Raw genomic sequence first — 11518 nt, 5'->3', positions numbered from 1 at the left:
AGCAGATGAAAGTGCGGGCACTTCAATAAAAAACAGCCGGTGGCAAAGCCATCCTCAGTAAAGCTCATGACCGCCAAAGGTAAAGCATTATCAACGGGTTAGTCAGCAAAACGCGGCATACCCTCAAGTATTAGGACCAAGGTTAAGCGCAAATTTGTCCAGCGAATATGAAAGGCGGATGAAAAACTCGTTTATTTGTTGGGCAGACAGCTAGTGTTCAGCTAGACAATTAAGAAGACAGACAAACGATAACTGTTTGCGCTGTAATCCTTATCCGTAAGTGTTTTAGTGCGCGATCACTGCGAATTAATCGGGTTTTCAATCCGCATTTTGCAATGCTGCAAGGCGGCAGGCGCCTGCGCAGGATGAGCCTTGGTTTGGTATGCAGCGCCGACCTGCGTTAGACTCGACGCTCGCCAAACCACTAAATATCGATACTAAACATAGGCTTAGTATCAATATTTAATCTCAAGGCTGATCTATTTTGACTGAGATTTCCCGCAACCCGCTGACCCTTTATCTCTCACGCCTGGCGCCTTCCAGCCAATTGACCATGCGCTACGTGCTGCAAGATGCCGCCGACCGCCTGGGTTTCGAAGAGATCAATCTGGAAGATATCGACTGGCATCTGCTGCAGCCCGAACACGTGATGGCACTGGTCGCCGTGTTGCGCGAAGACGGGTACGCGCCCAACACTTCATCGCTGTACGTCAACGCCGTGCGCGGGGTGATGAACGAAGCCTGGCGCATTAGCCTGATCAGCCAGGAACACTTGCTGAAAATGCGTTCGGTCAAGGCCAGCGCCGGTACGCGTTTGAGCCAGGGGCGCAACCTGCGTCGCACCTTGATCCGCGAGCTGATGGACGTCTGCGCCGCTGATCCCCGGCCGCAGGGCCTACGGGATGCGGCAGTGATCGGGATCCTCTATGGCTCAGGAATGCGCAAGTCGGAGTCGGTCAACCTCGACCTGGCCCAGGTGAGTTTTCAAGAGCGCAGTCTGCGGGTGATCGGCAAGGGCAATAAAGAGTTGGTCAAGTACGCACCGGCCTGGGCGTTTGCCAAGTTGCAGGCGTGGCTGGAGTTTCGCCGTGAGCACTTAAAGGAAGGAGAGCAGGACGATAGCTTCCTGTTCAACCGCATTCGTCGCGGCAGCCATATCACCCGCGAACGTATTACCAAACATGCGATTTACTACATCGCCCGCCAGCGTGGCGAACAGGTGGGAGTAAAGATTATGCCCCACGATTTCCGGCGGTCGTTTATCACCCGGGTAATCGAGGAACATGACCTGTCGATCGCCCAGAAACTGGCGCACCACACCAATATCCAGACCACCGCCAGCTACGATGTGCGTGATGACAACGAGCGGCGGAGGGCGATTGATCGGTTTGACCTGTGACTTTTCAAATCAGCCTTGCAGGCATGCATCACTCAGGCGCATGTAGTCCAACCCATGGCGCACGCCCTGGCTGTCGAGGTAGACCATATGGCTTTTGACCGGACCACACTCGGTAGAAGGGTCGGTGCTGATCTGCACAACCTTCGCGATATCCAGGTTCTGGGAGTAGTCGTAGGCCTGGACTGCCGGACTTGAGGCGCTTTCTCCCTGAGCCAGGGCCAAAGTGCTGAACACGCTTAATAAGGCAACAATCAGGTAACGCATGACAACCTCCAACGCCACGACGGTGGCGACTGACTATGGTTGTTATGTTACGAGGCCTGTGGCCAGAGGCTGAAAGCATGCGTGACGATAGCGTGAATCAGCTAAATCGATAGGGAGAGGGTGGCTGCGATTTACTGGCGACTCGGCAATACTTAATATAACTAAACTAAACAATCATTTAGTTTAGTTATATTCTTTGGTAATAAATGAAGGGCTAGGGCGCCTTCTTGTCATCACCAAAAGTAACGCTTTTATGCACGAAATATCCGACGACTCCCCAGCGTTCGTCATCATCACGCAAAATCACTTTCTCCTTGACGGAGGTCGTGGCAAACGTCGAGGCAAACTCGATGACAGCATAGTGTCCCGCAGGGGCGTCAGGCATCTGATCGGTAAAACCAAAGCCCAGGGGTTCTCGCTTGTTGAATGAGCCCAATCCAATACGCAAGGCCTTGAGCCCATTGACCCAGACAGGCTCGGGGATTTTCGCCTGGAACGTCGGACTGACCACGGACCAGCTCATGTCAGCTTTACCAGCATCAAGCAAAACCAGAAACGCCAAGGCCGCATCGAATATCTGTTGCTGCTGTTGCTGTGTACCAGGGTCGGACGCCGTGACCTTGGGTGTGCCCTTGTTGAAACTGACATCGCAACCACTGAGCAACGCGGCGCTGAGCAACACGATGGCAAATAGCTTCATGCAAAACCTCCTGGGGCACGACATCCGTGGAATGAGTAAAGATGAGCCTTGGAAGAGCTGCCATTGGCCTGGGGGAAAATACGAGGGGGATGGTCCGTGATTTTCCAGGGGGTACGCCTGGTGTAGGGATATATGATGCTACGCATAATGTATATTATGTTAAATATGATATTATCCTATAAGGTCCTATGCGCTGCTGTGGTTGTGACGCCTGATGAAAAAGTAGAAAATGACTGATTAAAAAAAATACCAAGATATCAGTGAGATGCAGCATTCTCCGCTGTCAAGGTTTCCCTTGCCCCCCCTCGTTAACGGTTAAAAAAGGAGAATCCTGATGAGGCTTTTGCCTGTTTAAAAAGCCTAAAAAGAAGACTAAATACTGTGCTATTTTTCAAGAGTACTCGTGACTTCCTTTTAGACCAATGGGATCGTCAATGTCAAAAGTCATAGACCCTCGGCCTGTCCTTGCTGGTCCCGAAAGTATGTCTCTCGATCTCGGGCTGTACTACGCTCGCTACCCCTGCATCGAAGCCTTCCTCAGTAGTCTCTCCGCTAATCTTGATGTAGAAACGGACTTAAAATGCGCTATCCGCTTTCTTGCATATCATAGTCACCCGCTTGGAACCTTTAATAATTACCGAACATTCGTTGAACGTTTGCTCCTATGGAGCTGGATTGTCGCCGAAAAAACTGTACTGACACTAGATAAAGAGACGTTTACGAATTTTATTACTTTTTGCAAGATGCCACCTTCAAATTGGGTTGGATTTTCTACAACCGCTAGATTCGCTCAAGTCGATGGTAATTCGGTTTTCAATGAATCATGGCGGCCTTTCAATATTCGAGCATCTAAAGATGTAGGGGCGCGCAGCCCTAAAGTGGAAACCTTGCGTTTCATTCGTAGCGTTTGTAGTTCATTTTATGGTTTTCTCTGCGAGGAAGATGTGATAGCGATAAATCCAGCTATATCATCACGAACTTTCTATGGAAGAGGAATGCGCGCTACTTACCCTGTGGAACGATATTTAACTTCCGAGCAATTAGGTCAGGTTCTGCAAGCGCTAGAATTTCATGCGCTGGGTGATCCTGCTGGTGAGCGTGCTCTTTTTATAATAGCAGCAACGACTCTTATGTGTTTGCATGCTGCAGACCTTGCAAATGCTGATAACTACTGCCCATGCATGAATTGCTTTGTTCTAGACGATGCCAGATGGTGGTTGATACTAGAGGCGCCAGGTCGGCTGCTAAGGAAAGTTGAAGTCACTCCAGAGTTCCTGCCCTACTTGAGACGCTATCGAAAAAGCCGAGGACTACCCCCGTTCCCAGAGCAGAACGAAGAAATCCCTATCTTGGAGGCTAGTCACGGGCGCCCCGGTCTTTCCGTGCGACAAATACGAAGCATTGTTAAAGAAGCGCTTATGAAAGCTCATGCAAGCATTACTTCTACAGACAAAGGCGGTGAGCACTGGAATATCCTGCTTGGTGGCAGTATGCGTTTTTTGAAAGAAAGCGGCGCAAAGATTCGTGCGCAAAGCTTCCGCCCTGCCGAGTTGCAGAAATATCTAGGCATTTTCAGCTTGGCTTATACCTATGGAAGGTATTATGGTTGATAGAGCGTTCCCCGCTAGCTTAAATTCCTGGCCTATAAGCTTCTCTGGCGGGACGCCCGGCAGACTCATTTCTCCCATTTAAAAATCCGACTCCAATCGTAACTGCATGTTATTAAACGTATTATTTGTAAGGATCATGGGGTTACAGATTTTAAGAAGGACAGCGAGGATTGATCGGAGAAATCTAAGCAATATCCGATAATCACCAGACCCGGATATTGCTCTATACTACGCTGAAAGACCGATATAGACGCATTCGCCCAGGTTGAACCACTTCATGTCGCAGCATCCCCAGCCGCTTTTCGAGACCTTTGATCGCTTCCACGAACTCAACTTTCTTCACCTCAATGGCGAGCTTCCAGCGGTTCGGGACTTCCTCCATGGTTGTGCCGATGAGCTCCAGGCCGTCGAGGGCTATCGCGCCGTTCGGGGATTTCTGAAGTCCTACGCCGGCAACGAAGCCACGTTCAACTCCTATCGAACCCACGTCGAGCGGCTGCTGCTCTGGTCCCTACTGGTGGCTGTCAAGCCCCTTGTTGAACTGCGTCGCCGGGACGCCGAGGCCTTCATGGAGTTCTGCCTCAACCCGCCCGCCGACTGGATAGGTCCGGTCGTAAAGTCCCGCTTCCTGCGCGTGGGTGGTCGCAAGAAGCTCGACACGGACACCTACATCGTCAATTTGCAATGGCGACCTTTCAGTCACACTGTGGCCAAGCGCGAACGCAAGATTGCCGAAGAGGCCGTTGCCGCCCTTCCCTCCCGTCCCTACCGCTTGTCCCAGGGATCGGTGGCTCAGGTATTCGCAGTCTGCGGCAGCTTCTTCCAACACGCGATTGATGAGGGTCTCACCGAGGTGAACCCCTTCCGGGCGGTAAAACAGAAATCCATCTACAAGCAACGCAACACCTTGGATGTGGCGTCACGTTCCCTGACTCCGCTGCAGTGGAGCTACGTGATCGAGACTGCCGAGCAGATGGCCGCGACCGACCCGACACACGAACGCACTCTGTTCATCGTTGCGACTCTGTTCTCCATGTACCTGCGAGTCTCCGATCTGGTCGGGCGTGACAACTGGACGCCTACCATGGGCGACATCCGCCGCGATAGCATGGGCAACTGGTGGTTTCATGTGGTGGGCAAAGGCAACAAGGCCGCCAAGATCAGCATCCGCGACGAATACATCCAGAACTACCTGATACGCTATCGCCAGCATTTACAGCTCTCCCCCCAGCCATCTGCCCACGAGAAAACACCGTTGATCAGTTCCCTGAAGGGGCGTGGTGGGCTATCTGATCGACATATTCGCCTGCTGCTCCAAGGGCTATTTGATCGCGCTATGGGGCGTATGGCTGAGGAAGGCTGGAGCGATGACGAAATAGACCAGTTGCGTTCAGCTTCACTGCATTGGTTACGCCACACCTCCGCAACCTTTGATGCACCATATCGAGAGATGAAGGACCTCCAGGCTGACCTTCGTCACAATAGTCTCAGCACTACCCAAAATACGTACTACAACTCGCTGGACGAACAACGGGCACACTCGGTGAAAAGCCTTCCAATCAGACGTTAGACGCCCATTAAACACACACTTGTTTAGCCATCGCGCATAGCTTGAGAACGAGAAAATTTTCCTTGGCTCAGGTGATGGGTGAGTTATGCAACCAGCGCATGCTCGACCTCGACTCGCGGACATGCCATCTGCTTGCTGGCGCGTTTCTGCGCCAGCAAGAAATCAGGAGGTCGCGCTTCCGTCGTCATTGAAAAAGTCATCACGGGAGATGCGTCCGAAATCGCTGAGGTCTTGGTCTTACTGGTCTTCAGCGACCGTCTCGAAGATCGTCGATCATTGCAGCCTTCGTGCTGTACTTGGCTCCGAGATGTACCAGCCTCTCGATGTTCGCGGCAGTGAAGAACTGGTGGCCGGCAGCGATGACTCTCTGTGCTTTGATAATCCCGTGCAGGACTTCACCCACCCATTTCGCAGGCTGCGATCTTCAGGCGTTGGGGTTCGACAAGGCCCGGTCTCATCGTACGGGGCGTCCTGATTATGATCCGGCTAATCTGCTCAAGATCTGTCAGTACGGCTACGTGCAGCGCAACCGTCACGTTCATTGAAAAGTATGGATGTGATGACCGGCGCCTCAGCACCTGCTAACCATCGAGTTGGCAGCCGCTTCGAGTCTCAAGGCTTTCTCATGATCCAACGCCTAGCCTAGGATCCGACTACGCACAGCGGATCGGCATCTATAGCAGCCGAGACCATGGTGGTTCCATATGCCGGTTGCGAGCGGTCAACCAGAGCACCACACCCGACATGGGTGCGGTGCTCAGTTCCTGATAGCAGTGGATCAGCCGGCAGTCGATTCCAGAGGTTTCTCCATCAGCGTGCAGACCTGACCCGGCCGGTGCCAGAGAAAACCCATAATGGCGGCGGCGCCCACCAGCCCCGGCAGCGCGAACGCCAGAAAGCTCGCCTGCAACGGCAGTTGCGCGGCGTGCAAAGCTCCGCCCAGCAACGGGCCGATGATGGCGCCAATACGGCCAATTCCCATCGCCCAGCCCAGACCAGTGGAGCGGATATGCGCGGGGTAAAATTGCACGGCGCAGGCATTGGCGAGGATCTGCGTACCGATAGTGCAGGCCCCGGCCACGCCGATCAGCAGGTAGAGCACCGGCAGCGGTGACTTCAGCGCCAATAGACTCAGCGACAGCGCACCGGTGGCGAAGAACGCCAGGAGTACCCGACCCAGGCCTATGCGATCTCCCAGCCAGCCGCCGCCGATTGCCCCGAAGATGGCGCCGAAGTTCAGCACCAGCAGGAACGCCAGGCTGGAGTTGAGGCCGTAGCCGGCAGCGTTCATAAGCTTCGGCAGCCAGGAACTCAGGGCGTAGACCATCAGCAGGCAGCAGAAGAAGGCCACCCAGAGCATCAGCGTTTTCAGTGCGCGACCATCCTGGAACAACTGGGAGATGGCCACCTTGCCCGCCTGCCCCTTTGCCAGATTGAGCCGGTCGTGCATTTTGGGCACGTAGTCGGGCTCTGCCCTGGCCAGCAGCTCTTTGGCGCGTTCGACCTCCCCCTGGCGCAGCAGGAAGTTCAACGACTCCGGCAGCTGGCGCACCAGCAACGGCAGCACCAGCAGCGGTACAACCGCCACGAAGAACACCGATTGCCAGCCCCAGCTGGGCATCAACGCCATGCCCAGACCCGCAGAGAGCATGCCCCCCACCGAGTAACCGCTGAACATGATCGCCACCAGGGTGCTGCGGATTTTCTTCGGCGCGTACTCGTTCATCAGCGCCACCACATTGGGCATCACCCCACCGATACCAAGCCCGGCGAAAAAGCGGCAAATGGCAAACTCCTCGGGAGTGCGCGCGAATCCGTTGATCACGGTAAAACCGCTGAACAGGACCACACAGGTCATGATGGTCTTGCGGCGCCCGATCCGGTCCGACAGTGGGCCGAAGAACAGTGCACCGAGCATCATGCCCACCAATGCGCAGCTGCCTAGCAGACCGGCCTGCAGCGCAGAGAGGTTCCAGGCTTGCATCAGCGACGGCAGCACCACGCCGTAGATAACCAGATCATAGCCATCGAAGATAATGATCAGCGCGCACCAGAACAGCACGCGCCCGTGAAAGGTATTGAAGCGGGCCCCGTCAAGCAGGGCGGAAACGTCGATATCACGCATGGCATAGCTCTTCTTGTCATTGTTATAGAGCCGGAACCGGCATCGAGGCCGATTCCGGTAGAACGACGCGCAACTAGGCGCAGTGGCTCAGGGCTGTCCAACCTAGTCGAGCGCGGGCATCTCGCACGTCAGCGTCGAGGTCGTGGTTCCACAACCAGTCGAAGCGGCTAGCCAAGGTAGCTCCCAGCGCCTGTTTGTCATCACCCACTGCCGGGTCACGCAGTTCGTAAAGTTCACCGGCTTCCCAGGAGGTACGCTGCACGCGGCAGGCACGCGGGCGGCGCAAGGCGTCGTAGGCAGCCAGCAACTCATCGAGGTTGCCGCGACTCACCTGAACATCTCCCAGCAGGCGGGCGAGGAAGTAGGCGTCCTCGAGCCCCTGCCCTGCCCCGGCGCCCTGGTGCGGCAGCATCGCGTGGGCGGCATCGCCGATCAGCGCCACACGGCCGTGGACATAACCAGGTAGCTCGGCGAGGTCGTGCAGAGCCCAGTAGGTTGGCGAGGGAATGCACTCCAGCAGGATTCGCGCAGCATCGCCCCAGCCGACGAAGGCGTCGAGCATCTCACGCTGGCTGGCCTGACGAACCCAGGGCGAATTCTCGGGCCAGGTGGGCGCGGGCTGACTGCGGTCAGATACGAAGGCCACCACGTTGATGATGCGCCCCCGCTTAACCGGAAAGGTAAGGATGTGGCCATCCAGGCCCAGGTACATCTGCGGCACGTCCACCAAGTGCTCGTCAACGCCAGCGGCACGGTAGGCCTCGCGCAGGTGCAGGCTATCGATCATGCCACGGTAGGCGCAGGTACCACTGAAGCGCGGCACGGCGGGCGGGGCCCCGATACCCTCGAGGACATGGCCACGAATAGCCGATTTGATGCCATCGGCGGCGATCAGCAAGTCACCGCGATATTCACTACCGTCGGTAAAGCGCACACAGGCCTCATCGCCGTGCTGCTCCACGCCCACGGCGCGCTTATTGAATCGGGCAATGCCCTCCGGCAGTCGGCTGGCGAGCACGTCGAGGAAATCCGCCCGGTGCACCGAAGACTGCCCCACGCCAGGAGCCACGCTCGCGCCAATGTAACCGGCGTCGACGCTGCGGCGCCATTCGAACCACACGTCCTGCCAGGGCTCGGGGGTGCGATCGGCAACCTGGGCGTAAGGCTCTGCAATGCCGAGACCGGCAATGGCTCGCACCGCGTTAGCACCGAAGGAAACGCCCGCTCCCACCTCACCGAAGGCCGGTGCGGATTCGAAGAGCTGGACGTCGAGATGGGAATGGCGGCACAGATCCAGTGCCAGGGCGACGCCGGAAATACCGCCGCCGATGATGCCGATACGCAGGGCAGGCTTGGTGATCATGTTTGTACCCATGATGTTGTTGTTGGAGTGAAGTCATCATGGGCGCACGAGAAATATTGATAAATACCGCAGCCTGCATACAAACTATTTCAAACCTGAATATTCCTACCAACCTATGAGGCAGACCATGGACCTGCGCGACCTGGATCTGAACCTGCTAGTGGTGTTCAACCAGTTGCTGATCGACCGCCGCGTCTCCACCGCCGCGGAAAGCCTGGGTCTGACCCAGCCCACCGTGAGCAACGCCCTCAGGCGCCTGCGTACAGCCCTGCAGGACGACCTGTTCGTGCGTACCTATCAGGGTATGGAGCCTACCCCCTACGCCCAGCAACTTGCTGAGCCAGTGTCGCTGGCCATCCATACCCTGCGCGAGGCGCTGAGTCGCCAAGACAGTTTCGACCCGCTAACCAGCGAACGCACCTTCACCATCGCGATGACCGATATCGGTGAAATCTACTTCACCCCGCGCCTGATGGATGCCCTCTCCCGCCTGGCACCAGGCTGCCGCATCAGTACCGTGCGCAACACCTCCGTATCCCTGATCGAGGCGCTGCAGAGCGGCACCGTCGACCTCGCCGTAGGCCTGCTGCCACACCTGCAGGCAGGCTTCTTCACTCGCCGTCTGTTCCATCATCGTTACGTATGCATGTGTCGCAAGGACCACCCCGTCACCAGCGAGCCGCTCACGCTGGAGCGCTTCTGCGCTCACGGTCATGTGCGGGTCATCGCCGCCACCACCGGCCACGGCGAAGTGGACGCACACATGGCGCGTCTGGGGATAGAGCGGGACATCCGTCTCGAAGTGCCGCACTTCGTCGCTGTGGGCCATATTCTCCAGCGCACCGATCTGCTGGCCACGGTACCCGAGCGCTTTGCCGAGTGCTGCGTCCAGCCCTTCGGTTTGGTGGCCCTGCCCCACCCCGTGCAGCTACCGGAAATCGATATCAACCTGTTCTGGCACGCCAAGTATCACCGAGACTCCGCCAACCGCTGGCTCAGGCAACTGATGTTCGAGCTATTTGCGGACTGACGGCGCCCGAAGTGCCTGACAGCCCATTGCCTGCCATGAGGGATCGGGCTGACTGCCGAGTCCTGCGACGGACTCAATACACGCAGCTCTCGCCCTGGCGCAGATACACCAGGGTATGGATCTCGCCGTGTGAATCCTCATAGACCATGGTCGCCTCGCCCACCTCACAGCCCTGAGGCATCTCGATCGAAATGACCCTGGCGACATCCATGGCCTGGCCATAATGGTATGGCTGCGCATCGTCGGCGACTGCCCACTGAGCGACAAGTGTCACGCCGATCATCCAGTATCTTGCTTTCATGCTGCACCTCGTAATGACTCGATGAGCATCAGCTTAAGGAGTGGTTCCGGCAAGAAACAGCGAACTCCAGGCAAGGTAGTTTTGCCTTTAGCGTAATAATCGAAGAGCGCTAAGCGACAGGGCATCAACCCTGGCCACACCGGTTTGCTCCCAGGGTCACGCCCAATAGGTGGGGTTTTCCACCAGGGTTCGATTACCGCGGAATACCAGGGGTAATTGCTCCTTGAGGAACTCCACCCAGGTTCTCACCTTGGCATCGAGAAAGCGCCGCGACGGGTACAGCGCATAGATACCCCGCTCGTGCAGGCGATGTTCGGCCAGCAGGCGTACCAGTCGGCCCTGTGCGAAGGCCTTGGCCGCTATCAGGTCCGGCAGTACGCAAATACCCATACCCTCTCCTGCCGCCTGGGCCATCGCCTCGGCGACGTTGACCTGAAATGTTTCTCCCAGACGGATCGCCCGCTCGACGCCGTTGTCGGTAAAGGTCCAGCTGTCGCCAAAAACCGGGTCGAGCAGGCGCAGGCAGCGATGCTGGCTCAGCTCGTCGAGAGTCATCGGAATACCGTGCTGCCCCAGGTAGCTCGGCGCCGCACAGACCACGCTGTAGGTAGTGCCGAGCAGTTGAGCGACCAGTTCGGAGTCGGGCAACTCCCGGGCCAGAGTAATGACCACATCCTGCCCCTCCTCGAGCAGGTCAGGGTGGCGCTGGGAGAGCGTCAGCTCAAGGTTCACTTCCGGGTAGAGCTCGCTATAGCGGGCGGCCAAGGGTGCAAGTAGATGGGTGCCCAAACCGGTGATCGCGTGCACCCGCAGGCGCCCCCTGGGCATCAGGTAGGCACCACCGGCCTCGGCGCCAGCGTCTTCCAGCTCGCTGAGAATATGCCGACAGCGCTCCAGGTAACGGCTGCCTACCTCGGTCAGCCCCAGCCGGCGGGTGGTACGTTGCAGTAGGCGTGCCTGCAGATGACTTTCGAGTTCGGACACCTGCCGCGACACCTGCGCGGTGGACAAGCCCAGCGTCTGTGCAGCAGCCGTGAAGGTGCCCGCGTCCACCACGCGAGTAAACACCCGCATTGCCTGAAAAACATCCATCTGACTGTTACCTATTTAGTAAGTGTTCTTTGCATAAGACGGCTATTTTTGCATGAAAGCATGG

At 56.7% G+C, this 11518-nt stretch carries 10 protein-coding genes; 4 read left to right on the top strand and 6 right to left on the bottom strand.

What is annotated here, in order from left to right; all coding sequences use genetic code 11:
• The first annotated feature begins 484 nt into the window (after positions 1 to 484).
• Positions 485 to 1399 (top strand): site-specific integrase, encoded by a 915-nt coding sequence (locus tag KL786_RS05975; protein WP_215516988.1) that lies wholly within the window; start codon positions 485 to 487, stop codon positions 1397 to 1399.
• A 9-nt stretch (positions 1400 to 1408) separates the two neighbouring features.
• Here the strand turns inward: KL786_RS05975 and KL786_RS05970 are convergent, their stop codons facing one another.
• Both KL786_RS05970 and KL786_RS05965 read right to left on the bottom strand, forming a co-directional pair.
• Positions 1409 to 1663 (bottom strand): DUF2790 domain-containing protein, encoded by a 255-nt coding sequence (locus tag KL786_RS05970; RefSeq protein ID WP_215516987.1) that lies wholly within the window; start codon positions 1661 to 1663, stop codon positions 1409 to 1411.
• 214 nt (positions 1664 to 1877) lie between these two features.
• On the bottom strand, positions 1878 to 2363 hold the full coding sequence (locus KL786_RS05965; RefSeq protein ID WP_215516986.1) for a DUF4019 domain-containing protein: 486 nt from the start codon (positions 2361 to 2363) through the stop codon (positions 1878 to 1880).
• 482 nt (positions 2364 to 2845) lie between these two features.
• Between KL786_RS05965 and KL786_RS05960 the strand changes: the two genes are divergently transcribed.
• Complete coding sequence (locus tag KL786_RS05960) at positions 2846 to 3973, top strand: site-specific integrase (protein WP_073663301.1); 1128 nt, start codon at positions 2846 to 2848, stop codon at positions 3971 to 3973.
• A gap of 277 nt (positions 3974 to 4250) precedes the next feature.
• A complete protein-coding gene (locus tag KL786_RS05955) occupies positions 4251 to 5543 on the top strand; it encodes a tyrosine-type recombinase/integrase (RefSeq protein WP_028688854.1) in 1293 nt (430 codons plus the stop codon).
• 778 nt (positions 5544 to 6321) lie between these two features.
• Here the strand turns inward: KL786_RS05955 and KL786_RS05950 are convergent.
• Positions 6322 to 7668, bottom strand: a complete 1347-nt coding sequence (locus tag KL786_RS05950; protein ID WP_023629719.1) for an MFS transporter — start codon at positions 7666 to 7668, stop codon at positions 6322 to 6324.
• Positions 7669 to 7741: 73 nt separating this feature from the next.
• Positions 7742 to 9043, bottom strand: a complete 1302-nt coding sequence (gene salA / locus KL786_RS05945; protein WP_028688853.1) for a salicylate 1-monooxygenase — start codon at positions 9041 to 9043, stop codon at positions 7742 to 7744.
• A 115-nt stretch (positions 9044 to 9158) separates the two neighbouring features.
• Between salA and KL786_RS05940 the strand changes: the two genes are divergently transcribed.
• Positions 9159 to 10061, top strand: coding sequence for a LysR family transcriptional regulator (locus tag KL786_RS05940; protein ID WP_023629248.1), 903 nt, complete (start codon positions 9159 to 9161; stop codon positions 10059 to 10061).
• Positions 10062 to 10134: 73 nt separating this feature from the next.
• Here the strand turns inward: KL786_RS05940 and KL786_RS05935 are convergent, their stop codons facing one another.
• Positions 10135 to 10362, bottom strand: a complete 228-nt coding sequence (locus tag KL786_RS05935; protein ID WP_023629249.1) for a DUF2790 domain-containing protein — start codon at positions 10360 to 10362, stop codon at positions 10135 to 10137.
• Positions 10363 to 10518: 156 nt separating this feature from the next.
• Positions 10519 to 11454, bottom strand: a complete 936-nt coding sequence (locus tag KL786_RS05930) for a LysR family transcriptional regulator (protein WP_023629250.1) — start codon at positions 11452 to 11454, stop codon at positions 10519 to 10521.
• Positions 11455 to 11518 lie beyond the last annotated feature (64 nt).

It is taken from the genome of Pseudomonas sp. TAE6080, assembly GCF_018732265.1.
Taxonomy (GTDB): domain Bacteria; phylum Pseudomonadota; class Gammaproteobacteria; order Pseudomonadales; family Pseudomonadaceae; genus Aquipseudomonas; species Aquipseudomonas brenneri.
This window is presented reverse-complemented; position numbering and strand designations above follow the sequence as displayed.